Below are 24034 nucleotides of genomic sequence, written 5' to 3' on the forward strand. Positions count from 1 at the left end.
CGCGCGGGCAACGGGGCACAGGCACGGGGGCACGGGCAACGCGGCACGGGTAACGGGCCACCGGCGGGACCGGCGACGACGACGGCCTGGGTCAGACGAGGTCGAGGGCGAGGTCGAGGATCGGCGAGGAGTGGGTGAGCCCACCGACGCTGAGGTAGTCGACCCCGGTCAGGGCGTACTCGCGCGCCACGTCGAGCGTCAGGCCGCCGGTCGCCTCGAGCTCGACGTCCTCGCCGGTCGCGCGCACCGCCTCGACCGTCTCGCGCAGCAGGTCGACGGACATGTTGTCGCACAGCAGGAACCGCGCCCCGACCCCCACCGACTCGAGCGCCTCGGCCGTGGTGGTGACCTCCACTTGGACCGGCACGTCGGGGTAGCGGGCCCGCACCGCGGCATACGCCTTGGCGAGGGAACCGGCCGCGAGCTTGTGGTTGTCCTTGATCATGGCCACGTCGTGCAGGCCCATCCGCTTGTTGGTGCCGCCGCCGGCTCGCACGGCGTACTTCTCGAGCGCGCGCAGCCCGGGCGTGGTCTTGCGGGTGTCGAGGACGGTCGCCCCGGTGCCCTCGAGCTCCTCGGCCCACTGGCGCGTGTGCGTGGCGATGCCGGACAGCCGGCAGACGATGTTGAGCATGGTGCGTTCGCCGACGAGGACGACCTGCGTGGAGCCCTCGACCGTCGCGACGACGTCGCCGCGGACGAGCCGGTCACCGTCGGCGCGCAGGACCTCGACGTGGACCGGCGCGGCCCCGAGGCGTCGCGCGACCTCGTCGAAGACCAGCGGGACGACCGGTATGCCGCCGAGCACCCCCGCCGCGCGCGCCACCACGTGGGCGGTGCTCACCTGGTCCGGGGGGATCGTCGCCGACGTGGTGACGTCGACCCCGTCGGGGCCGCCGAGGTCCTCGTCGAGCGCGACGCGGACCACCTCGAGGGCGTCGGTCTTCGGGAACTGCAGGTCGGTCATGCCAGGTCCTGTTCGGGGACGGGGACGAACGTCGTCGTGACGGCACCGTCGACGCCACGGACGAGCTGGGTGTGACCGCGCCACGACGGGTCGACCTGCTCGGGGAAGTCGGAGCGGACGTGGCCCCCGCGGGTCTCCTCGCGCAGGGCCGCTGCCAGGGTCAGCACCTGTCCGACGTGCAGGAGGTTGGTCGTCTCCCACGACAGCGGTCCGGGTTCGCCCGAGGTCGCGGCGGCGGCGAGCTCGACGAGCGCGGCGGCCGCGGCGGCCAGCGAGTCGGCCGAACGGACCGCGCCGGACCCGGTCGTCATGGTGGCCTGCACCTGCACCCGGGCCGAGGCGTCGAGCAGTGCCGTGTCGGCGGTCGGGCGGACCGGGTCCACCTGCGGCAGCTGGCCCTCGGCGAGCCGGGCGCTGATGTCGTCGGCGATGCGGTGGGCGAAGACCAGGCCCTCGAGCAGCGAGTTGGAGGCGAGCCGGTTGGCGCCGTGGACACCGGTGCAGGAGACCTCGCCACAGGCGTAGAGGCCGTCGAGGGAGGTGCGTCCGACGAGGTCGGTGCGCACGCCGCCACTGGCGTAGTGCTGGGCGGGAGCCACCGGGAGGAGGTCGGTCACGGGATCGAACCCGAGCTCGCGACAGCGGGCCACGATCGACGGGAACCGCGCCTCGAGGAACTCACGACCGAGGTGGCGGGCGTCGAGGAAGACGTGGTTGTCGCCGGTCTGGTGCATCCGGTCGACGATCGCGCGCGAGACGACGTCGCGCGGTGCGAGGTCGGCCAGCGGGTGCCGGCCCTGCATGAACCGCACGCCGTCCCGGTCCACGAGGAACGCACCCTCTCCGCGCACCGCCTCGGAGATCAGCGGCTGCTGACCGCTGGACCCCTCGCCGAGCCAGAGCACGGTCGGGTGGAACTGCACGAACTCGACGTCCGCCAGGACGGCTCCGGCGCGCAGGGCCGCTCCCAGCCCGTCGCCCGTGGCGACGGAGGGGTTGGTCGTGGCGGAGTAGACCTGCCCGAGGCCGCCGGTCGCGAGGACGACCGCGCGCGCCAGGGCTGCCCCGACGCCGTCCATCTGGCCCTCGCCGATGACGTGCAGGGTGACTCCGCAGACTCGGTCCCGCGCGTCCTGGAGGAGGTCGACCACGAGGGCGTGCTCGATGACCTCGATGCCCGGGTCGTCCTGCACCGCGTGCAGGGCCGCGATGAGGGCCCGGGAGATCTCCTTGCCGGTGGCGTCGCCGCCGGCGTGGGCGATGCGGTCGCGGTGGTGGCCGCCCTCGCGGGTCAGCTTGAGCTCGCCCTCGTCGTCGAGGTCGAACTCGGCGCCGAGCGCCACGAGCTCTCGCACCCGCTCAGGTCCCTCGTTGACGAGGGCGGTCACGGCCGGGACGTCGCAGACGCCGCAGCCCGCGACGAGGGTGTCGTGCAGGTGCTCCTCCGGGGAGTCGGCGGGGTCGAGGGCCGCGGCGATGCCGCCCTGGGCCCACTGGGTCGACCCCTCGTTCAGCACCGTCTTGGTCACGAGCAGCACGCGGTCGACCCGCTGGCGCAGCCGCAGGGCCGTGGTGAGGCCGGCGATGCCCGAGCCGACGACGATGACGTCAGCCGAGGCGGTCCAGCCGGGCTCCCCCGCCACGAGCCAGCGCGGGACCGTCAGCTCAGTCGCCATCCGGGCGACCCGTCACGGACGGCGTCGCAGGGACGGCGGGCGTCGCGGTGTCGACGTCGGAGAACACCTCGAGGGCCCGCCCACCGGGTCCCACGAGCACCGGCAGGTTGTCGATCAGCCGGGTCGTGCCGACGCGTCCGGCGACCGCGAGCAGCGCCTCACCGCGGTACCACTCGGGCACGTCCTCGAGCGTGTAGGGGTGGACGAGGACGAGGTAGTCCACGAGGGCCAGGGGTTCGCGCACGAGCACCGACCGGGCTGCTCGCCGGATCGCCGACGGGCCCTCGGCCGCGGCGGCAGCTCCGGCCTCCAGGGCCCGGGACAGGCACAGCGCGACCTCGCGGTCGGAGTCGGTGAGGTAGGTGTTGCGGCTGCTCATCGCCAGGCCGTCGGACTCGCGGACGGTCGGCACGGAGACCACGTCGACCGGGAAGTCGAGGTCGCGCACCATACGGCGGATGAGGAGGAGCTGCTGGGCGTCCTTCTGGCCGAAGTAGGCGCTGTCGGCACCGGTGAGGTGGAACAGCTTCGCGACGACCGTGAGCATCCCGTCGAAGTGACCGGGTCGGGCCTGGCCCTCGAGGACGTTGCCGAGCGGACCGGCGGAGATGCGGACGCCCGGGTCGCCGTCCTGGTAGATCACGTCCGGGGTCGGGGCGAAGACCACGTCGACTCCGGCCTTGCGGCAGATCTCCATGTCGGAGTCGAAGGTGCGCGGGTAGCGGGACAGGTCCTCGCGCGGCCCGAACTGCAGCGGGTTGAGGAAGATCGTGACGACGACGTGGGCGGCCTTGCGGCGGGCCGTCTCGATCAGCGTCGCGTGCCCCTCGTGCAGGGCTCCCATGGTCATCACGACGGCGACGTCGCCACCGGTGAGGCGCGCGCGGGCGGTCCGCAGCTCCGCGCGGGTGCGGGCGACGACGGGGCCGTCGACGGTGCCGACGGGGCGGGGGTCACTCACTCATTGCTCCTGATCGCTCGCGAGGATGTCCAGCAGTGGCTCGGCGGCCTGCGGTCGCAACCGTCCGCTGGCCAGGGCCCGCTCCGCCGTGGCCCGCGCCAGCGCCACGTACGTCGGCCGGATGTCGGGGGTGAGCCCCTGCAGCTGTCGCAGGTGCTCGGCAACGGTACCGGCATCGCCGCGCGCGACCGGTCCGGTGAGGGCAGCGTCACCCGCGCGCAGTGAGTTGTCGAGGGCCGCCGCGACGAGGGGCCCGAGGACCCTGGAGGGCGTCTCCACGCCGGCCGCAGCGAGCGCCTGCAGGGACTGGGCGATGAGGGTGACGAGGTGGTTCGCGCCGTGCGCCAGGGCTGCGTGGTAGAGCGGACGCATCTCCTGCTCGACCCAGACGGGTTCTGACCCGATCTCGAGGACGAGGGCCTCGGCGACGGCTCGCAGGGGTTCGGGGGCGGTCACCCCGAAGCAGCAGTCCACCAGCCGGTCGAGGTCGAGGGCGGTGCCCGTGAACGTCATCGCGGGGTGCAGCGCGAGCCCGAGGACGTGCTGGCCGAGCGCGGGCTCGAACACCTCGAGCCCGTGCCGCCCCGACGTGTGCACGACGAGCTGACCCGCCTGCCAGGTGCGGGTGCTCGCCAGCCCGGCCACGAGGTCGGCGAGCGCGTCGTCGGGCACCGCGATCAGGACGAGCTCGGCCCGCGCCACCACGTCCTCCACCGGGAGGACCGGTATGCCGGGGAGCAGCTCCTGCGCGCGGTGGCGGGAGGCCTCGCTCACGCCCGAGGCCGCCACGACCTTGTGCCCGGCCCGGCGCAGCGCAGCACCGAGGACGGCGCCGACGCGGCCGGTCCCGACCACGCCGACGGCCAGCCGTGCTGGACGCTCGTCGGCCGAACTCACGCGAGCACGCTACCCCCGCCGAGCCCCACCCCATGCGGCGCCCGCGCGACCGGGTGGTGGTGGGGCGGTGGCAGGGTGGACGGCTCGTGGGGTCCCCACGGGTGAAGGCCCTCGGCGGAGCCGGACGTGACGGGTGACAGACCGTCCTTCTGACGGACCCGCGGCTCGCCCCGACCTCGATAGCGTGTGCCGAATGGCAGGGGTGCAGTGGCGCGACGCGTGGCAGGACGCGCTGTACGGACCGCGGGGGTTCTACCGTGACGAGCGGGGGCCGCGCGGTCACTTCACGACGGCCACCCACGGCACGGCCGGCGCCGTCCTCGCAGGAGCCCTGGCCCTCCTCGCCCGTGAGCAGGGTCTGACCCACGTGGTCGACGTCGGCGCCGGGCGTGGCGAGCTGCTGGAGCAGCTCCACGTCGCGGATCCCACCCTGCGCCTCACCGGCGTCGACGTGGTCGAGCGACCCGCCTCGCTGTCGGCACCGGTCGAGTGGGTCAGCTCCCCCGGTGGGCGTGACCTCCCCGCCGGCCTGCACCAGCTCTCAGGCGCCCTCGTCCTCGCCCACGAGTGGCTCGACGTCGTCCCGTGCACCGTCGGCGAGGTCGACGCCGAGGGGGTGCTCCGCACCCTGGAGGTCGAACCCGGCACCGGGACCGAGACGCTCGGGCAGCCCCTCGACGGCGCCGAGCTGGCCTGGGCCACGGCCCACTGGCCCACCGAGGCACCCGGCGACCGCGTCGAGGTGGGGCTCAGCCGTGACGAGGCGTGGACCGCCCTGCTCGACCGCATCCACAGCGGTCTGGCGGTGGCGGTGGACTACGGGCACCGCGGTGGGTCACGGCCGCTGCAGGGCACGCTCGCGGCATACCGGCAGGGGCGGGCGGTGGACCCGGTCCCGGACGGGACGTGCGACCTCACCGCCCACGTCGCGATGGACACCCTCGACCACGACGAGCTGCTCGACCAGCGCACCGCCCTGCGGGGGCTCGGCGTCGACGGGGCCAACCCGCCCTTCGCCCTCGCCGCCGAGGACCCGCAGGCCTACCTGAGCGCCCTCGAGTGCTCGACGGCATCCGCGGCCCTCACCGCGCCCGGGGGCTTCGGCGACTTCCTGTGGGCCGTCAAGCGCGTGGGCTGACCACCAACCGCTCGAACCCGCGCAGCACGAACGTCGGCCGGCGCTCGACGTCGACCACCTCCAGGTCGGGGAACCGTGCGAGCAGCGTCCGCAACGAGATCTCCAGCTCCAGCCGCGCCAGCGGCGCCCCGATGCAGAAGTGGATGCCGGCGCCGAAGGCCAGGTGCGGGTTCGGGTCGCGGGTCGGGTCGAACCGGTCGGGGTCGGCGAAGACCTGGGGATCGCGGTTCGCCGCACCCAGCAGCGCAGCCACCTTGTCACCGGGTTCGAGGTGGACCCCGCCGACGTCGGCCGGCTCCTTGGCGGTGCGCTCGAACAGGTGCAACGGGCTGTCGTGGCGCAGGAACTCCTCCACCAGTCGCGCGCGGGCCGCGTCGTCGGTGACGTCGACCTGCGGGCGGTCCGGCGCCGTCAGCCACGAGTGCAGGCCGTTGCCGAACCCGTTGACGCTCGCCTCGTGACCGGCGTTCAGCAGCAGGACAGCCGTCGCAACGAGCTCGTGGGCCGACAACCGGTCGCTCCCGTCACGGGCCTGGACGAGGTCGCTCAGGAGGTCCTCCCCCGGCGCCTTCGCCCGGTGGGCCGCGAGGTCCTCCACGTATGCCGCGAACTCGGCGCTCGCCGCCCTCGCCTGCGCCTCGTGCTCGGGGGTCCGGTCGACCTCGTACATCTTGACGATGGCCTGGCTCCACGGGCGCAGGTGCTCGCGCTCGGACTCCGGCACCCCGAGCAGCTCGGCGATGACGAGGACTGGCAACGGCTCGGCATACCCCTCGAGCACGTCGAACCCGCCGTCGGGCAGGTCCGCGAGCAGCCCGGCCGCCAGCTCCTCGATCCGCGGGGCGAGGCGCTGCACGTGGCCGCGCCCGAACGCGCCGGCGACCAGGCGGCGCAGCCGGGTGTGCTTGGGGGGTTCGCTGTCGAGGATGGAGTCGGCGTGCAGCCAGTTGAACGTGTCCCAGTCGGCGTCGGGTGTCCGCGGGCCGAAGACGCGCCCGAGCCGACGGTCCCGCAGCACCGCGCCCGCCTCGGCGTGACCGGTCGCGAGCCAGACGCCCATGCCGCTGTGCCAGGCCAGCGGCGAGGCGGCGCGCAGAGCCGCCAGGTGGGGGTACGGGTCGGCGACGACCGCCGGATCGGTGAGGTCGAGCAGGTCGGCGGCGTCGACGCCGTCAGGGGCGGTCCGGGACGCGGTGGCGGGGCTCTCGGGGGGCACCTGAGCAGCCTGCCGCAGGGCCACGGGTTTTGTCAGGTGCTGCCCACGCGGGCACACTGGTTCGTTGCTGACCGTCGAAAGGACCCCCCTGTCCCCATGAAGCACCAGCGACTCCCCCTGCGCCCGAACGCCCGCCACGCGGCCTGCGCCACCGCCCTTGCCGCCCTTGCCCTGTCGGGCTGCGGCGGCGGCACGCCCGGAAGCCCGGTGACCGTCACGGTCACCCCGACCGTGACCGCCAGCGGTTCCTCGTCGAGCTCGAGCAGCCCCTCCAGACCTGCGGCGCCGACCAGCGACGTGCAGGGCCGCGCCTTCGACTACGGGCGCATCACCAAGGTGGCCAAGGTCGCCGGCGCGACGGTGATCGAGCTCGACCGCTACACGTGGAAGAAGCTGGACGACGCGAAGCTCGCCCGGAGCGGCGTGCCCGAGCGGTGGTTCAAGGGCAAGCCCCCCTACACGAACCAGAACGACACGATCACGTTCACGATCCCGCTCGCCGCGAACGCCCGGATCCTCTACCACCACTGCGTCGCGGCCGACCAGCCGCTGCAGACCCGGTCGGCGACGATCCAGGAGCTCGCCGGCCTCGGCGACCGGGAGGACACCGTCGTCGTCGGCCTCGACGACCGGGGCCGGCTGACCACCGCCGACAACATCGCCGGCTGCCCGGGCTGAGCCGCCCTTGCTCCGGGCCCGCACCGCGGCATACGGCAGACTGACCGGCATGACCACCACGGGAGGCCGCGAGCTCACCGTCGGCCTCGGCGCGGGCGGCCTCGCGTCCGCCGACATGGTCCTCAACATCGGGCCCCAGCACCCGGCCACGCACGGGGTGCTGCGGCTGCGGATCGTGGTCGACGGCGAGCGGATCGTCTCGGCCGAACCCATCGTCGGCTACATGCACCGCGGGGCCGAGAAGCTGTTCGAGGTGCGTGACTACCGCCAGATCGTGGTGCTGGCGAACCGGCACGACTGGCTCTCGGCGTTCTCCTCCGAGCTCGGCGTGGTGCTCGGGGTCGAGCGGATGCTCGGCATGGAGGTGCCGGAGCGGGCCGTGTGGGCGCGCACCCTGCTGGCCGAGCTGAACCGGGTGCTCAACCACCTGATGTTCCTCGGCTCCTACCCCCTCGAGCTCGGGGCGATCACGCCGATCTTCTACGCGTTCCGCGAGCGCGAGGAGCTCCAGGCCGTGATGGAGGAGGCGTCGGGCGGCCGGATGCACTACATGTTCAACCGCGTCGGCGGCCTCAAGGAGGACCTGCCCGCCGGGTGGCTCGGCCGCGTCGCGCACGCGGTCGCTGCGGTCCGCGCACGGGTGCCCGACCTCGAGTCGCTCATCGTCGGCAACGAGATCCTCGAGGCCCGCACGAAGGGCGTGGGGGTGCTCACGCCGGAGACCATTGCCGCGTATGGCGTCTCGGGCCCGATCGCGCGCGCGTCAGGGGTCGACATGGACCTGCGCCGTGACGAGCCGTACCTGGCGTACGCCGAGCTGTTCGCCGACGGCGGCCCCGGACGCGTCGTGACGAGGTCGGCCGGCGACTGCCTGGCCCGCCTCGAGGTGCTGCTGGAACAGGTCCACGTCAGCCTCGACCTCGCCGAGGCCTGCCTCGACCGGCTCGGCTCGCTGCCGCGCGGCCCGGTCAACGTCAAGCTGCCCAAGGTGCTCAAGGTCCCCGAGGGCGACCTCTACACCGCGACCGAGAACCCGCTCGGCTTCAACGGCTACTACCTCGTGTCCCGTGGCGAGAAGACGCCGTGGCGGCTCAAGCTGCGGTCGGCATCCTTCAACAACGTCGCCGTGCTGGCCGAGGTCCTCCCCGGCAACCTCATCGCCGACATGGTGGCGATCCTGGGCTCGATGTTCTTCGTCGTCGGCGACGTCGACAAGTAGCCGCTCAGGCGTCGTCCTCGCCGCGGTCGGGCGGGTCCACGCGGCACATCCGCTGGGTCACCATGCCGGCGACCGCCAGCACGGCTGCCGACAGGCAGAGCGCCACGAGGCGCCAGAGCAGCTCGCGGTAGCCGGGCAGGGAGATCTCGGCGAGCGCGTGGGCCACCTGCGCGGCATACCAGCCGACCACGCCGGACCCCGTGAGGGCGGCGGCCTGCGCGAGGACCAGGGTGCGGGCGGCACGGATCGGGCTGAGCGGCTTGGTCGCCTCGCCGCGCAGGAACCGGCGCACCGGGAGACCGGCACCGATGACGAGCACGGCCATGACGACGAGCAGCACCGAGGAGATCCACGACGCCGGTCCGAGGAGCGCCCCGGTGCTGAGGTAGATGCGCCACCCGATCCACGACACGGCGCCGACGACGACGGCCGTGGCGACGAGCTGGGGCCAGCGCAGGCCGAGGCCCTCGTTCACCACGGCCCCTCCAGCAGGTCCACGTCCGGGCCGGGACGCACGCCCGACGTGTCGAGTCCCGCGACGAGGTCAGCGACGCGGCGGACCGAACCGTCGACTCGCAGAACGGCTTCCGGCTCGACCTGCAGCCACGGGACGAGGACGAACGCACGTTCGTGGGCTCGCGGGTGGGGCAGGGTCAGGCTCGTGGTGTCCATGACGACGTCGGTGTCGAAGACCGGGTCGCCGTACTGGACGAGGTCGAGGTCGAGGGTGCGCGGACCCCAGCGGACCTCGCGCGTGCGGCCGTGCGACAGCTCGATCTCGTGCAGTCCGGCGAGCAGCGACGAGGGCGCGAGGTGGGTCGTGCCGGTCACGACGGCGTTGAGGTAGACCGGCTGGTCGGGTCCGCCGACCGGGTCGGTCTCCACCACGGGCGAGACCTCGGTGATGTCGATGAGGCCGTAGAGCTCCACGGTCGCGTCGTGCAGGGTCTCGACCGAGCTGCCGACGTTGGAGCCCAGCGCGATGACCACGAGCGCCTGCCGCTCCCGCGAGACGCGCACCTGCACGTCGGTGAACGGGTGGCCCACGGGTGCCTGCGGCTTGTGCACGACGACCTCGACTGCCTCGACGAGGGGGCGCGTGAGCACCTTGTCGGCGATCCGGGCCGCGAGCGCCTCGATGAGGTCGAGCGGCTCGCCCTGGATCAGGGCGACGACGTCACCGGCGACCTCGGCGTAGTTGACCGTGTCGGCCAGGTCGTCGCTCGAGCCGGCCGGGCCGAGGTCGACCTGCATGGTGACGTCGACGACGAAGGTCTGGCCGTCGCGCTTCTCGAAGTCGAGGACGCCGTGGTGCCCGTGGGCGGAGATCCCCTTCAGGACGATCTGGTCGGGCATGGTGTCACCCTCCGTCGGTGGTGCTGGTGGCAGCGGTCGGGATGCCCGCGCCGGGGGCGTGGTCGTTGCCAGTGTCGGGGGCGCGGTCGATGGCCGCGTCGGGGGCGCGGTCGATGGCCGCGGTCGCGAGCAGGGCGTCCAGGGTCGTGGGCACGTGGTGCACACGGACTCCCCACGCCCCGAGCCGCGCGGCGTGGACCGAGGTGGCCGCCGTCGCCGCGTCCCGCTGCGCCGGCGGGCGCGGGGGTTCGCCGTCGGGCACGCCGAGGCGTCCGAGGAAGGTCTTGCGGGAGGTGCCGACGAGGACGGGGTGGCCGAGGTCGACGACGCGGTCGAGGTGCCGCAGGAGGGTCCAGTTGTGGTGGGCGAGCTTGGCGAACCCGAACCCCGGGTCGAGCACGAGGTGGTCGGCCTCGATCCCGGCCGCCGTCAGGTCCCGCGCCCGGGCCGTCAGCTCGGCACAGACGTCCGCGACGACGTCGTCGTAGACCGCTCGAGACTGCATGGCGGCGCTGTGGCCACGCCAGTGCATGACGACGAACGGGGCACCCGACTGCGCGACGACCCCGGCCATCTCCTCGTCGGCCAGGCCGCCGCTGACGTCGTTGACGATGGCCGCTCCGGCTCGCAGTGCCTGGGCGGCCACCGCCGCCCGCATCGTGTCGACCGACAGCGCGGCGCCCTCGCCGGCGAGGGCCTCGATCACCGGCAGCACCCGGCGCAGCTCCTCCTCGACCGAGGGCCGCTGCGCCCCGGGGCGGGTCGACTCGCCGCCCACGTCGAGGACGTCCGCCCCCTGGGCGAGCAGCTCGCGACCGTGGGCGATCGCCGCGGACGGCTCGAACCACTCACCACCGTCGCTGAACGAGTCCGGCGTGACGTTGACGACGCCCATGACCACCGGGAGCCCGTCCGCCCGACGGAGCGGCCAGGAGGGGCTCACAGCCGCCCACCGATCCGGCCGAGCTTCGGCCAGGTGAGGAAGGCCTCGGCCTCGAGCGCCGCGAGGCCGACGCGCGGGAGGTCCGACCCGGCGGGATACAGGAGGAACCGTGGTTGCCAGTCCGGCTGGAACTTGGCGTTGAAGCGGTAGAGGCTCTCGATCTGCAGCCAGCGCGACGCGAACAGCAGCAGCGAGCGCCAGGCCCGCAGGACCGGACCCGCACCGAGCTTCTCACCGCGCTCCAGCGCCGAGCGGAAGGCGGCGAAGTTGAGGGAGACCCGGTGCACCCCGAGGCCGGGAGCCGCCTTGAGCGCCTCGACGATCATCAGCTCGTTGACGCCACCCTCGGCGGAGCTGTCACGCCGCATCACGTCGAGCGACATGCCGTCGGCACCCCAGGGCACGAACTGCAGGAACGCCCGGACGACCCCGTCCTGCCGCGCCGCCACGAACACGCAGTCGGGGTCGGACTCGTCGAGCAACCGCCCGAGGGCCATGGAGAACCCGCGCTCGGTGTCGGTGGAGCGCCAGGCCGCGGCGTCGGCCATGGCCAGCTCGCGCAGGCCGGGCTGGATGTCGCGCACGCGGGTGATCTCGACGGAGTACCCGGCCCGGGCGATCCGGCCGACCATCTGGCGCACGTTGCGCATCGGCCGACCCTCGAGGCTGAACGTCGTCGTGTCCACGACCGCCTCGTCACCGAGCTCGATCGCGGACATGCCGGTCTCACGCACCCAGGTGGTGCCGGCCCGCTCCGAGCAGCCGAGCACCGCCGGCGTCCACGCGTGGTCGCGGGCCTTGGCGACGAACGCCGCGATGGCTCCCGGCCAGGCCTCGGGGTCGCCGATCGGGTCACCGCTCGCGAGCATCACGCCCGACACGACCCGGTAGGCGATGGCCGCCTTGCCGGACTCGGACCACACCACGCTCTTGTCGCGCCGGGTGTTGAAGTAGGCCAGCGAGTCACCGTGGCGAGCCATCAGGACACGCAGGCGTGCCTCGTCGTCGTCCGTGAGCTCGGGGCGCGGCTCGGGCGGGCGCAGGGCGAGGTAGACGGGCGTGAGCATGGTCATCAGCCCGAGTCCGAGCAGCAGCGCGCCCACCACGTCGGCCGTGCGGTCACGCAGGAAGTGCACCGGGCCGTCGGCGCCGACGAAGCCGTACAGGAGCTCGCGGGCGAGCTCGCCGAGGCCGGGGAACCCGCCGGCGAGCTCGTGCCGGTTGAGCCACAGGACCAGCGTCCCCGCGACTACGGAGATGCTCAGGAGCACACCGAACGCGCGCACGGCGCGCCACCTCGTGCCGGGGTCGCCGAGGGCCTCGAACTCGTCGCGGTGGACCCAGAGCAGGACCAGCCCGACGACTGCCACCAGGGCGGCGACGGGCTCGGTCTTGAGGCCGTGCAGCGCGATCGACAGGGCCAGCAGCACGACCGCGGCACGCCAGGCCCGACGCTTGCGCCGCTTGAGCGAGTGCCCGAGGACGAGCAGGAAGATGCCCGAGACGACGGTCGCGGCAGCCGCGGCGTCCGACAGGGCGCCGGGGAGGACTTCGGTGAGGTCCTGGAGCCGGTGGCGCCACGCGTGCCGCAACCCCGTCGCGAGGTCGATCACCCCGACGAGGTAGGTGAGGTTGCCCAGGATCCGGGGGACCGTGCGGCCGGTCAGGACCGCCGGCAGCCTCGACGGGATCTTGGTGGAGAGGGTCGAGAGCGTGGAGCGCGAGGGTTCGCGTCCGGTCACCGCTTGCCCCCGAGGAGGAGGGCCATCGCCTCGGCGCGGGTCGCCGGGTCGCGCAGCTGCCCGCGCACGGCGGACGTGATCGTCCGCGACCCCGGCTTGCGGATGCCGCGCATCGACATGCAGAGGTGCTCGCACTCGACGACCACGATGACCCCCTGCGCCCCGACGTGCTCGACGAGCGCATCGGCCACCTGCGTGGTCAGGCGCTCCTGCACCTGGGGGCGACGGGCGAACATCTCGACCAGCCGGGCCAGCTTCGACAGCCCGGTGACCCGACCGTCCTTGGCCGGGATGTAGCCGACGTGGGCGACCCCGTGGAACGGCACCAGGTGGTGCTCGCACATGCTGTAGACCTCGATGTCGCGCACGAGGATCATCTCTTCGTGGTCGATCTCGAAGGTCTTCGACAGCACCTCCCCGGCTTCGAGCCCGAGCCCGGCGAAGAACTCGCCGTAGGCCCGGGCCACGCGTGCCGGGGTCTCCTTCAGACCGTCCCGGTCAGGGTCCTCACCGATCGCGAGCAGCAGCTCGCGGACAGCTGCTTCGGCCCGGGGCTGGTCCACGCTCGAGCGCCCCTCAGTGGTCATTCGGGTTGACCTGGCCACCCTCGGGGAGCTCGATGGTCTGCGTCGGCGGGTGCTCCTCGGGTGCCTTGACCGCACCGGCCTCCGCAGCCTTGTCGATCGCCTCGGCCGTGCGACGGTCGGTGCCGGCGGCCTGCAGCGCGTGCGCGCTGCCGTTCTGTGCGGCCATCTCGGCGGGGGTGAGCACCGGCGGCTGGTCGGACAGGAAGCGCGTCTCGCTCGACAGCCAGGTCGGGCGCTGCGGGCGCTTGCGGATCGGCTCGAAGATCGCCGCGAGCTCCTTGGCGTTGAGCGTCTCGTGCTCGAGCAGGTCGAGCACGAGCCGGTCGAGGATGTCGCGGTTGTCGTTGATGACGTGCCACGCCTCGTCGTGCGCCGCGTCGATGAGCTTGCGCACCTCGGTGTCGACGATGCTCGCGATCTCCTCGGAGTAGTCGCGCTGGTGTCCCATGTCGCGGCCGAGGAAGACCTCGCCCTGGCTCTGGCCCAGCTTGATCGCGCCGATGCGCTCGCTCATGCCGTACTCGGTGACCATCTTGCGGGCCATGCCGGTGGCCTTCTCGATGTCGTTGGACGCGCCGGTCGTGGGGTCGTGGAAGACGACCTCCTCGGCGACGCGGCCACCCATGGCGTACGACAGCTGGTCGAGGATCTCGTTGCGGGTAGTGGAGTACTTGTCGTCGGTCGGCATGACCATCGTGTAGCCGAGGGCCCGACCGCGGGGCAGGATCGTCACCTTGGTCACCGGGTCGAGGTGGTTCATCGCCGCGGCGACCAGGGCGTGGCCACCCTCGTGGTAGGCCGTGATCTTGCGCTCCTTGGCGGACATGATCCGGGTGCGCTTCTGCGGGCCCGCGATGACGCGGTCGATGGCCTCGTCGAGGGCGGCGTCGTCGATGAGCTTGCCGTCGCTGCGCGCGGTGAGCAGGGCGGCCTCGTTGAGCACGTTCGCGAGGTCGGCGCCGGTGAAGCCGGGGGTGCGGCGGGCGACGGCGAGGAGGTCGACGCCGGTCGCCATCGGCTTGCCCTGCGAGTGGACCTCGAGGATGCGGTGGCGACCGATCATGTCGGGTGCCTCGACCGCGATCTGGCGGTCGAACCGGCCCGGGCGCAGCAGCGCGGGGTCGAGGATGTCGGGGCGGTTGGTCGCGGCGATGAGGATGACGTTGGTCTTGACGTCGAAGCCGTCCATCTCGACGAGGAGCTGGTTGAGCGTCTGCTCGCGCTCGTCGTGCCCGCCGCCGAGGCCTGCGCCACGGTGGCGACCGACGGCGTCGATCTCGTCGACGAACACGATGGCCGGGGCGTTCGCCTTGGCCTGCTCGAACAGGTCGCGGACGCGGGAGGCACCGACACCGACGAACATCTCGACGAAGTCCGAGCCCGAGATCGAGTAGAACGGGACGCCGGCCTCACCGGCGACGGCGCGCGCGAGCAGGGTCTTGCCGGTACCGGGAGGGCCGTAGAGCAGGACGCCCTTGGGGATCTTGGCGCCGACGGCGAGGAACTTCGACGGCTCGGCCAGGAACTCCTTGATCTCGTGGAGCTCCTCGACGGCCTCGTCCGCACCGGCCACGTCGGCGAAGGTGACCTTCGGGGTGTCCTTGGACGCGAGCTTCGCCTTCGACTTGCCGAACTGCATGACGCGGGAGCCGCCGCCCTGCATCTGGGTCATGAGGAACCAGAACAGGCCGAGCAGGATGATGATCGGGAAGATCGAGCCGAGCAGGGCCAGGAAGGGGTTGGTGCCCTTGTTGTCCTGGTTGAAGCCGCCGGGGGGCAGGTTGTCGTCCACGAGCTTGACGAAGCTGGGACCGGCCGCCTCGACGTACTCCGTGCGGACCTTGGTCGCGTCCTTGACGTTCTTGCCGTCGGAGTAGGTCTGACCACTCTTGAGGTCGATGTCGACGATCTCGTTGTTCGTGATCGTGACCTTCTGGACCTTGTCCTCGGTGATGAGCTTCTGGGCCGCGGACGTGTCGATCCGCGTGTAGCCACCGGCGTCGCCGAAGGAGATGACCATCAGCGTGATCGCGATGACCGCGACGACCCAGAACAACGGGGCCCGAAGGATGCGCTTGAAATCCATGTGTGTAGCGGGGCTGGCCGCCCCGTGCCTCCTGCTCGATCACGCTGTTGTGCCACGGCCCGGAACTGGGTGCGGCTCTACCACGACGGTACTACGGAGGTGCTGCCGTGGTTCGTGCTGGACAACGACCCGGGCAGACCTTGTGTTCCGGTCGCGTCCCGTGCCGCAGGCGCGTCCCGAGGCACGGACGGACGGGTTCCGCCCTAGGCGTAGACGTGCGGCGCCAGGGTGCCCACGACGCGCAGGTTGCGGTACTGCTCCGCGTAGTCGAGCCCGTAGCCCACGACGAACTCGTTGGCGATGTCGAAGCCGACCCACTTGACGTCGATGTGGACCTTCGCGGCGTCCGGCTTGCGCAGCAGGGTGCAGATCTCGACCGAGGCCGGCGAGCGGGACTCGAGGTTGGACTTGATCCACGACAGGGTCAGGCCCGAGTCGACGATGTCCTCGACGATGAGCACGTGCTTGCCGGTGATGTCGGTGTCGAGGTCCTTGAGGATCCGCACCACGCCGGAGGACTTGGTCCCCGACCCGTACGACGAGACGGCCATCCAGTCGACGGGCGCGGTGCCGGGCAGGGCACGCGAGAGGTCGGCCATGACCATGACAGCGCCCTTGAGCACGCCGACGAGCAGCAGGTCCTTGCCCTCGTACTCGGCCCAGACCTCCGTGGCGAGCTCGGCGAGGCGGGCGTGGATCTCCTCCTCGGTGATGAGGACCTTCTCCAGATCGGCTCCCATGTGGGCAGCGTCCACGGCTCTTCTCCAGGTTTCTCGGTGGTCTGACGGTCGGCGCCCGGGGGCACCTGTGCGACGGGGTCGGGTGCGGGGCTATTCAACCGGAGGCGGCGGACCGATGGATACCCGCCCACCGGCTCGGGTCGCCACCAACGGACCGGGGAGGCTCACCGGCCCCTGCCCGTGCCAGTCCGTGACGAGCGCGTCGCACGCATCGGTATGCCGCGTGCTCACCTGCCCGGCCGGCGCGCCCGCCGCGATGGCGAGGCGGCGCCACACCCGGGTCCGGACGGCTCGTGGGAGGGCGACCAGCGCGGTCACCTCGACGTGGACCCGCCGGGACTCCCCGGCGTGTCCACCCCGGACCACGGCAGGGGCGGAGGGGACCAGGCCGGCAACGGCGTCGTCGGCGAGGTCGTCGAGCAGGTCGGCGTCCTCGCGCAGCTGGTCGGCGGTGCGGGCGAGGGCAGCGGCGACACCCGGCCCGAGGTCGCGCTCGAGGTCGACCAGGGCGCGGCGGACCCTGACCCGGGTGAAGGCGGGGTCGTCGTTCATGGGGTCGTCCCACCACGAGAGGCCCTCGGCGGTGCACGACTCCCGGGTCTGCGCCCTCGACACGGTCAGGAGGGGACGGCGGTAGCGGTCCCGGGCCCGCGGCATACCGGCCAGGGAGCGGGCACCGGAGCCGCGGGTCAGACCGAGGAGCACCTGCTCGGCCTGGTCGTCACGGGTGTGGCCCAGCAGCACGAACCGCGCGCCGCGGCGGGTCGCAGCCTCGTCGAGCGCGCCGTAGCGCGCGTCCCTCGCCGCGGACTCGAGCCCGTCACGCCCCGCACCGACCTCGACGACGACCGACCCGACCGGCGCGAGTCCGAGTGCCTCGCACTGGGAAACCACCCGTCGTGCCACGGCAGCGGAGTCGGGGGCCAGCCCGTGGTCGACGATGCAGGCGCCGGCGCGGACGGCGAGCCTGGGCGCCTCGAAGGCGACGGCCGCGGCCAGGGCCAGGGAGTCGGCTCCCCCGCTGCACGCCACGAGGACGAGGTCGCCGGGAGCGCACTCCGCGAGCGCCTGGCGCACGGCCAGCCGGACCGCGGCGGTCGAGGGGTGCGGGCCGGTCACGGGCGTCCCGGGTCGACGTCGCGGGGGACGTTCACCCGTGGACGCGCGCGACCCACGCGGACGGCGTCTCGATCTCGGCGGCCCGCGGCAGCGTCTCCGGGGACTCCCACACCCGGTTGAAGCCGTCGGTGCCGACCGCGGCGGTGACCTCGCGGACGAAGACGGCGCCGTCGCGGTACTGGCGCATCTTCGCCTCCAGGCCCAGCAGGCGCCGCAGGATGCGGTCGAGCCCGCCGACGCCCTTGCGGCGCTGGTCGAACTGGGTGCGGATCTGCCCGACCGACGGGATGACCTGCGGGCCCACCTCGTCCATGACGACGTCGGCGTGGCCCTCGAGCAGGGACATGACCGCCGTGACCTCGGCGAGCCGGGCCCGCTGCTCGGGCGTCGCGATGATGTCGGTGATGCCCGCGCCCCCGGCCCTGAGGGCGTCCGGCAGCTGCCGGCTGACCCGCTGGAGGGTCTCCTGCAGCGACTCGGGGTCGGGTACGAGGTCCGTGGCGAGCGCGCGGACGCGGTCGACGAGGTGGTCGCGGAGCCAGGGCACGGCGGTGAACTGCACCCGGTGGGTCTCCTCGTGCATGCAGACCCAGAGCCGGAAGTCGGCGGGATCGACACCGAGCTCGCGCTCGACCTGGACGATGTTGGGCGCGACGAGCATCAGCTGGGGGGTGCCGCCGGGAGCCAGGTCGTACTGGCCGAGCACCTTGCCCGCCATGAACGCGAGCAGGGCGCCGGTCTCGGCACCGGTCACCCGACCACCGATGGCCTTGGCCAGGTCGCCGGGAACCTTCTTCTGCTTGTCGATGAGGGCGCCGAAGACCGGGTCCATCAGGGCGGACATCGAGTCGGCGTTGAGCGCGATCCAGGTCGGTCGGTCGACGACCACCGCCTCCGGGGCGTCACCGGGCGCGTGCATCCGTGCCGTGTCGGCGACCGGTTGCTTCGCCCGCCGGGCGGCCTCACGGACCTCGGCCACGACGTCGGCGGCTTCTCGGGCGGTCACGGTGGGCCCGGCGGGGACGAGCCGGGAGCCGGTCGCCTTGGCGAACTCCCAGTCGACGTAGCGGGTGCTCGACTGCAGCGGCACGGTCATCCCCTCACGGTAGGTCAGCGGCACCCGCAGGTCGCGAGCGCCGCCACGAAGCGGTCCAACGCCGCCCGGGCCGCCAGCGTTCCGACGCCGGCCGGGACGCGATCGGCCTGGACGACGTAGGACAGCACCCGGCCGTCGGCGTCGATGACCGTGCCGGCCATCGTGCTCGTCCCCGTGAGGGTGCCGGTCTTGGCCCGGGCTATCCCCGCGGCGGGGTGGGTGGTGGTCGTGGTGAAGCGGTGGGCCAGGGTGCCCGTGAGTCCGGCGACGGGCAGCCGCGCGATGGTGTCCTGCATCGCCGGGACCGAACCGTCGGCTCCCAGCTGGAGCACGTCCGAGAGCATCCGCGGCGACACCTTCTGTCCGGACGACAGGCCGCTGGTGTCCTTGATGACAGCACCGGAGAGGTCGACCCCCTTGGCCGACACCGTCTTCTTCACGAAGGCGACCGCAGCCGCGAACGTGGGCCGGCCCCCGGCCTTGACGGCGGCCTGGCGGGCCAGGCCCTCGGTCAGCGCGTTGTCGCTGTCGTCGAGGGCGAGGGCGAGGACGTCACCGATGGGCGCCGACTCGACCGTGCCGAGGACGGTGGCGCCGGCGGCGACCGGGGTGGTCCAGGTCTTCTCCGGGGCCAGCTTCGCGGTGATGCCTTGGGTCCTGAGCGCGGCCACGAACGCCGACGCGGTCGCCGCCTCCGGGTCCCGCGGCGCCGGTCGGAACGGTATGGCGCGCTGGCCCGCGAGACCGAGCATGGAGACCCCGCCGGTGTAGCCGGCCCGGACGTCGGCCTGCAGCCACGTCGGCGCCCACCGGGAACCCCGCGCGTAGCTGGTGTCGAGGCGCAGGGTGACCGTCGACGTGCCCGACGCCTGGAGCGCGGTCGCGACCTGGGCGGCCAGGTCGCCGAGCCCGGCCCGGCCCTCGACCGCCGACACGTTCCCCTTGCCCTTTGCGAGCATCGTGTCGCCGCCCGCGACGAGCACGATGGCGTCGGCAGAGGCGCCCTGCACCACCTTCGTGGGGAGGGTCGCGTGCGGGTCGAGCGTCGTGCCGACGGCCAGGGCGGTCAGGAGCTTGAGCGTCGAGGCGGGGGTGCGGGCGACGTCGGGCGACCTCTGCAGCAGCACCTGTCCGGTGAAGGCGTCCCGGACCAGGTACCCCGGCACCGGTCCCAGCGCCGGGTCGGACGCCTCCGACCTCAGGGCGGCCGCGAGGGCCGCCGGGTCGGGGATCGGGGCCCCTGCTGAGGCCGGCTGCAGCGGCTGCGCGGCCGAGTCGACCGTGGGCACCGTGGTGGGCGAGGCCGTCGCGCCGCCACGGGGCGCGCTCCCCGTGGTGGTCGTGCCCGTCGCGCCGGACCCCGTCGGCGTCGCCGGGGGCGAGCCGGCCGTGGGAGAGTGGGCAGCATCCCGGGTGAGGATCCCGGGGACGACGTCGTAGACGTCCAGCGCGCCATACCCGAGGACGAGCACCAGCAGCGCCACCACGGCGGCGAGGACGCGACGCACTCGACCCCCTCAGCGCTGGACTTGCGTCATACGGAACACTTGTCCGCGAGCCTAGGTCATAGGCGCGCGCACCAAACGGAAGGGACCAGCGTCGTGGAGTTCGACGTCACCATCGAGATCCCCCAGGGGCATCGCAACAAGTACGAGGTCGACCACGAGACCGGACGCATCCGTCTGGACCGCCTCCTGTTCACCTCCACCCGCTACCCCGCGGACTACGGCTACGTCGAGGACAGCCTCGGCGAGGACAGCGACCCGCTCGACGCCCTGGTGCTCCTCGAGGAGCCCACCTTCCCCGGTTGCCTCGTGCGCGTCCGCCCCATCGGCATGTTCCACATGCGCGACGAGGCCGGCGGCGACGACAAGATCCTCTGCGTGCCCGCCGGCGACCCGCGTCAGGCCCACATCACCGAGCTCGAGCAGGTCAGCAGCTTTGACCGCCTCGAGATCCAGCACTTCTTCGAGACCTACAAGGACCTCGAGCCCGGCAAGTCCGTCGAGGGCGCCCACTGGGCCGGTCGCGAGGAGGCCGAGAAGGTCGTCCGCGAAGCCATCGAGCGCGCCAGGGCCGCCGGCATGACCACCGCCCGCTGGCGCATGCCCGACGTGAGTGCCGAGCCGATGTCCGAGGCCAAGGCCCCGACCGAGTAGCACCCGCGCGCTGTGGCGCGCACATCACACACCTGAGCCCCCGGGCGACGTCCTGTCGCCACGGGGGTTCGGTCTTCTTCGGTGGTCGGTCGCGAATCACCTTGGCGCACAACAGATCTGTGTCGCAGGCACGCATCGAGGGTCCAGTGTCGGCTACTCCACGCGCCGATCGGGGCGCGACCTCCACACTGCGCGATCCGGCTATGGGCACGACGCGGCGCGGCTAGGGACAAGGGGCGCGGACGGGCTTCCATGGTCATGGATGAACTGCACGTGGCGCGAACGAGACCAAGTAGCGCGTGCAGCTGCAGACGGGGCCCGGATCTCCAGGCCCGCGCCTACAGGCATCCGAGGGTTGTGGCCTAGTCGGGGAGCGATCTCGGACGAAGCCGCAAACCCAGTTGCCTGGGCCTGGGCAGGGCCAACCGGGCAACGCGGTGAGCGGTCCCGAAACCTCCCCCTCGCCGGGACCGCTCACCTTCTCCATCACGGACCAGCACGTCCGGATGACGACCCCCGGTGCCCCTGGCACGCCGATCCCTGCCACGACATCCTCGCGGCACGAAGGAGACAACCATGTCCACTCGCAGAACCGTCCTGAAAGGGCTGGGCGCCGGCGCCCTCGTCACGACCGGACTCACCCTCACAGGGGGCTCGTCCGCCCAGGCTGCCCCGACCGGCGACGAGATCCTCCTCGACTCCTACACGGGCACCGACGACCAGAAGCTGACCGCCGCCCTGGCCGCCGCCAAGGCATCGAGCCCGCGCCTGCCCATCCGGCTCGCGGCGAGGAACCACACCTTCAGCCAGACCCGCACGACCTTCAGCGGCCTGCGGATCCTGGGGCCCAACACCGGGTGGCAGAACCCCGAGATCAGCGGTACCAGCGGGGCGCTCCCGCAGTGCACCGTCACCCTCAACTGCGGCAACGGCGCCAGCTCGTGGCTCGTGGGGACCGCGACCACCTACGACATCACGGTCTCGGGGATCTGCTTCAAGTCCTCCAACGGGGTGACGCAGTTCTACCACCACCCCTACAGCGCAGGAACGTCCTACGCCACCCGGCTCGACACCCTCACCTTCCTCGGGTTCAAGCACGTCCTGGGCACCCCGGCCGATCCGTTCGCCGCAACCCTCAACACCTGGGCAGGTGACTGGACGCTCGTCGGCGTGCAGGACACCCAGTTCTCGTTGCGCGGCTCCGACAACTGGTTCTGCCCCTCCTCGATGAACTACGGGTGGGCCGGAGCCAACGGCGGCAAGTACCTCATGCGCTTCTCGAACGTCTCGAAGACGAGCGTGCGGAACCTCTACCTGACCGCCCGCGGGGGCTCGCGCGCCATCCTCGTCGAGGGGCCGGCATCCCAGCAGGGTGGTCTCGACTTCTCCGACTGCGTGATCGAGGGCCAGAACGCCAACGACCCCGCCATGGGCGCCCTCATCGTGGTCAAGGGCGGCGGTGCCTCGTTCACGAACACCAAGCTGAACTTCGGCATGGCGCGCCCGTCGGACTTCACCGACCAGTCGGACACCGGCCTGATCATGGTCCAGGGCGGCACCGCCGTCTTCACCAACACCTGGACCAACCGCGCGACGGCGACGGCCGAGTCGGTCCCGGTCGTCGCGGTGTCAGGCGGTCAGGCCTACGTTTCGACCGTCCTGGGCATGGGCGGCAACTGGAGCAGCAAGCCCAAGGCGGTCCGGACCGGTGGAGCCCTCGTCACCGACGCGACGGTCACCGCGGCCTGAAGTCGGTTCCTGGAGTGGCCCCGGCTGACAGCCGGGGCCACTTCGTCGTCAGGGACGGCCGCCGTACGGGAGCAGGTCGCTGCGATAGATGGAGGCGTAGCGGACGTTCGCACCGGTGTGCGGCGCCTCGATCATCTGGCCGTCGCCGACGTACAGGCCCATGTGGTGGCTGGTCTCGCCCGAGCTGCCGTAGAAGACCAGGTCGCCGGGTCGCAGGTCGCTGATGGCGACGCGCGAGGTCTCGCTCCACTGGGCGCCGGTGTAGTGGGAGAGGTTGACCCCGGCCTGCTGCCAGGCGCGCATCGTCAGACCGGAGCAGTCGAAGGAGTCCGGCCCCGTGGCACCCCACTGGTAGGGCTTGCCGAGCTGGGCCTGGGCGTAGGCGATGACCGCGGACACGCCACCGCTGCTCGGGGGCGGCGGGGCAGGGGTCGGGTCGGCAGGCTTGGGTGCCGGCGGCTTCGGCCGGGACGGCTGGGGGCGGTTGTTCTTCGCAGCCTTGGCCGCCTTCTCCGCAGCGATGGCGGCGGCGCGCTGACGGGCGGCCTCGGCCTCGGCGCGGGCGGCGGCCTGCTGGGCCGCCCTCTTGGCCGCGGCGTCACGGGCGGTCCGGGCGCGCTCCTGCGCGAGCTGGGCCTGCTTGGCCGCCTCGGCGGCGGCGGCACGGGCCACCGCGGCGGCAGCCAGGCCGTCCTGGCGCTGGCGCTCGAGGTCGACCGACGTCTTGCGCAGCGACGCGAGCTGCGTCACCAGCGTGGCCTGCTGCTGCTGGATCCGGGCCGCTGCGGCCTGGGCCTCGTCGGCGCGGGCCTGGGCCGCGTTGCGGGCTGCCTCGGCGGCCTGGGCCGCCTTCGCCTGGGCGGCCTGCGCCTCGGCGGCCTGGCGGCGCATCGTGCTCGCGACGATCGAGGTTGCGTCGGCGCGCTGCAGCGACCGGGTCCGCGCGTCACCGACGGCCTCGAGGGCGGAGGCCTTGTCGATCAGCTCCTGCGGACCCTTGCTGTCGAGGTAGGCCTCGAGCTCCCCGAAGCTGCCGCCCTGCTGGTAGACGTTGGCCGCGTAGCGACGCACCTCGAGACTGGCCGAGTCGGCGATCTTCTGTGCGGCGGCGGCACGCTTCTGCGCCGCGGCGGACTCGGCGGCCCGCTGCTCGAGCGCGACGCGGGCGCCGTTGAACTCCTCGGCGGCCGCAGCAGCCGAGTCCTGGACCAGGCTGAGCTGGGCGCTGGCGGAGGCGTACTGCGCGTCGAGGGTGGAGATCTGGCCGGCCGTGCCGGTCACCGCGGCCTTGGCGCGGTCGACCTGCGCCTTGGACGGGTACACGGGGTTGGGGTCGGCCGTGGCCGACAGCGTCGTCGCGAGGGTCAGCAGACCGACGAGGGACAGCGCCGAGCCTGCGCGCAGCGCGCGGCGAGCGACGAAGGTACCTGGCACGGGGGGATGCCTCTCGGACGGGGACGCGGGACGGTCCGGGACGGACCGGGGAGGTTCAGGGGTGGTTCAGGGGTGGTGCGGGTGGGGCTGGTGGTGCCGGGGAAAGTGGCAGCCGGAGCAGACTAGGGCTGGATTTCACTCGAACCCCTCGAGTCACACCGCTACCACGCCTCCAGAGCCCTGCCGGCCGCAGATCTGCCCGCCGGGCGACGAGTTACACCCATGTTTTTCAGCAGGCAGGCGGGTCGCTTCGATCAGGTGTCCAATTTTG

The 24034-nt window shown here is 72.6% G+C and carries 21 protein-coding genes; 5 read left to right on the forward strand and 16 right to left on the reverse strand.

Going from position 1 to position 24034, the window contains the following annotated elements:
- Positions 1-91: 91 nt before the first annotated feature.
- The 4 genes from nadC to ACYVKF_RS07065 are packed head-to-tail and all read right to left on the reverse strand — an operon-like array spanning position 92 to position 4501.
- Positions 92-967, reverse strand: a complete 876-nt coding sequence (gene nadC / locus ACYVKF_RS07050; RefSeq protein ID WP_460965817.1) for a carboxylating nicotinate-nucleotide diphosphorylase — start codon at positions 965-967, stop codon at positions 92-94.
- Positions 964-2643 carry an L-aspartate oxidase gene (locus tag ACYVKF_RS07055; protein WP_460965819.1) on the reverse strand — a complete coding sequence of 560 codons (1680 nt, stop codon included), beginning with the start codon at positions 2641-2643 and terminating at the stop codon, positions 964-966. The genes nadC and ACYVKF_RS07055 overlap by 4 nt, the downstream gene beginning before the upstream one ends.
- Entirely contained in the window at positions 2633-3604 is a 972-nt protein-coding gene (panC, locus tag ACYVKF_RS07060; RefSeq protein WP_460965821.1) for a pantoate--beta-alanine ligase, read from the reverse strand. Before panC ends, ACYVKF_RS07055 begins: the two co-directional genes overlap by 11 nt.
- Positions 3605-4501 (reverse strand): Rossmann-like and DUF2520 domain-containing protein, encoded by an 897-nt coding sequence (locus tag ACYVKF_RS07065; protein ID WP_460965823.1) that lies wholly within the window; start codon positions 4499-4501, stop codon positions 3605-3607. It abuts the gene before it with no gap.
- Positions 4502-4694: 193 nt separating this feature from the next.
- On the opposite strand from ACYVKF_RS07065, the gene ACYVKF_RS07070 reads away from it, so the two are divergent.
- Complete coding sequence (locus ACYVKF_RS07070) at positions 4695-5639, forward strand: SAM-dependent methyltransferase (RefSeq protein ID WP_460965825.1); 945 nt, start codon at positions 4695-4697, stop codon at positions 5637-5639.
- On the opposite strand, the gene ACYVKF_RS07075 is transcribed toward ACYVKF_RS07070, so the two are convergent.
- Entirely contained in the window at positions 5623-6855 is a 1233-nt protein-coding gene (locus ACYVKF_RS07075) for a cytochrome P450 (RefSeq protein WP_460965826.1), read from the reverse strand. The two genes, ACYVKF_RS07070 and ACYVKF_RS07075, sit on opposite strands and share 17 nt — an antisense overlap.
- A 96-nt stretch (positions 6856-6951) precedes the next feature.
- Between ACYVKF_RS07075 and ACYVKF_RS07080 the strand changes: the two genes are divergently transcribed.
- Entirely contained in the window at positions 6952-7533 is a 582-nt protein-coding gene (locus tag ACYVKF_RS07080; RefSeq protein ID WP_056920377.1) for a hypothetical protein, read from the forward strand.
- Between the two features lie 49 nt (positions 7534-7582).
- The gene (locus ACYVKF_RS07085; RefSeq protein ID WP_056915662.1) at positions 7583-8752 is read left to right on the forward strand and encodes an NADH-quinone oxidoreductase subunit D; all 1170 of its coding nucleotides are present in this window, start codon (positions 7583-7585) and stop codon (positions 8750-8752) included.
- Between the two features lie 4 nt (positions 8753-8756).
- Here ACYVKF_RS07085 and ACYVKF_RS07090 read toward each other — a convergent pair whose 3' ends face one another.
- The 10 genes from ACYVKF_RS07090 to dacB all read right to left on the reverse strand — a co-directional run bounded on the left by ACYVKF_RS07090 (position 8757) and on the right by dacB (position 19929).
- Positions 8757-9227, reverse strand: coding sequence for a DUF3180 domain-containing protein (locus ACYVKF_RS07090; protein WP_460965829.1), 471 nt, complete (start codon positions 9225-9227; stop codon positions 8757-8759).
- Complete coding sequence (folK, locus tag ACYVKF_RS07095) at positions 9224-10108, reverse strand: 2-amino-4-hydroxy-6-hydroxymethyldihydropteridine diphosphokinase (RefSeq protein ID WP_056915663.1); 885 nt, start codon at positions 10106-10108, stop codon at positions 9224-9226. The genes ACYVKF_RS07090 and folK overlap by 4 nt, the downstream gene beginning before the upstream one ends.
- Positions 10109-10112: 4 nt before the next feature.
- Positions 10113-11003 carry a dihydropteroate synthase gene (gene folP / locus ACYVKF_RS07100; RefSeq protein WP_460966902.1) on the reverse strand — a complete coding sequence of 297 codons (891 nt, stop codon included), beginning with the start codon at positions 11001-11003 and terminating at the stop codon, positions 10113-10115.
- 44 nt (positions 11004-11047) lie between these two features.
- Entirely contained in the window at positions 11048-12793 is a 1746-nt protein-coding gene (locus ACYVKF_RS07105) for a phosphatidylglycerol lysyltransferase domain-containing protein (RefSeq protein WP_460965831.1), read from the reverse strand.
- Entirely contained in the window at positions 12790-13380 is a 591-nt protein-coding gene (gene folE / locus ACYVKF_RS07110; protein WP_056915665.1) for a GTP cyclohydrolase I FolE, read from the reverse strand. The genes ACYVKF_RS07105 and folE overlap by 4 nt, the downstream gene beginning before the upstream one ends.
- Positions 13370-15466, reverse strand: a complete 2097-nt coding sequence (gene ftsH / locus ACYVKF_RS07115) for an ATP-dependent zinc metalloprotease FtsH (RefSeq protein WP_056915666.1) — start codon at positions 15464-15466, stop codon at positions 13370-13372. Before ftsH ends, folE begins: the two co-directional genes overlap by 11 nt.
- 203 nt (positions 15467-15669) lie before the next feature.
- The gene (hpt, locus tag ACYVKF_RS07120) at positions 15670-16221 is read right to left on the reverse strand and encodes a hypoxanthine phosphoribosyltransferase (protein ID WP_056915667.1); all 552 of its coding nucleotides are present in this window, start codon (positions 16219-16221) and stop codon (positions 15670-15672) included.
- A gap of 75 nt (positions 16222-16296) precedes the next feature.
- Complete coding sequence (gene tilS, locus ACYVKF_RS07125) at positions 16297-17325, reverse strand: tRNA lysidine(34) synthetase TilS (RefSeq protein WP_460965835.1); 1029 nt, start codon at positions 17323-17325, stop codon at positions 16297-16299.
- Positions 17326-17356: 31 nt separating this feature from the next.
- Positions 17357-18421 carry a zinc-dependent metalloprotease gene (locus ACYVKF_RS07130; protein WP_056917273.1) on the reverse strand — a complete coding sequence of 355 codons (1065 nt, stop codon included), beginning with the start codon at positions 18419-18421 and terminating at the stop codon, positions 17357-17359.
- A gap of 14 nt (positions 18422-18435) precedes the next feature.
- A complete protein-coding gene (gene dacB / locus ACYVKF_RS07135; RefSeq protein WP_460965837.1) occupies positions 18436-19929 on the reverse strand; it encodes a D-alanyl-D-alanine carboxypeptidase/D-alanyl-D-alanine endopeptidase in 1494 nt (497 codons plus the stop codon).
- Between the two features lie 93 nt (positions 19930-20022).
- Between dacB and ACYVKF_RS07140 the strand changes: the two genes are divergently transcribed.
- Together ACYVKF_RS07140 and ACYVKF_RS07145 are read left to right on the forward strand one after the other, a co-directional pair.
- Positions 20023-20580 (forward strand): inorganic diphosphatase, encoded by a 558-nt coding sequence (locus ACYVKF_RS07140; RefSeq protein WP_056915670.1) that lies wholly within the window; start codon positions 20023-20025, stop codon positions 20578-20580.
- A gap of 576 nt (positions 20581-21156) precedes the next feature.
- A complete protein-coding gene (locus ACYVKF_RS07145) occupies positions 21157-22329 on the forward strand; it encodes a hypothetical protein (protein WP_460965839.1) in 1173 nt (390 codons plus the stop codon).
- Positions 22330-22377: 48 nt separating this feature from the next.
- On the opposite strand, the gene ACYVKF_RS07150 is transcribed toward ACYVKF_RS07145, so the two are convergent.
- Positions 22378-23763: a C40 family peptidase gene (locus tag ACYVKF_RS07150; RefSeq protein ID WP_460965841.1), complete on the reverse strand. Its 1386-nt coding sequence runs from the start codon at positions 23761-23763 to the stop codon at positions 22378-22380.
- Between the last annotated feature and the right edge of the window lie 271 nt (positions 23764-24034).

It is taken from the genome of Pedococcus soli, from assembly GCF_054782575.1.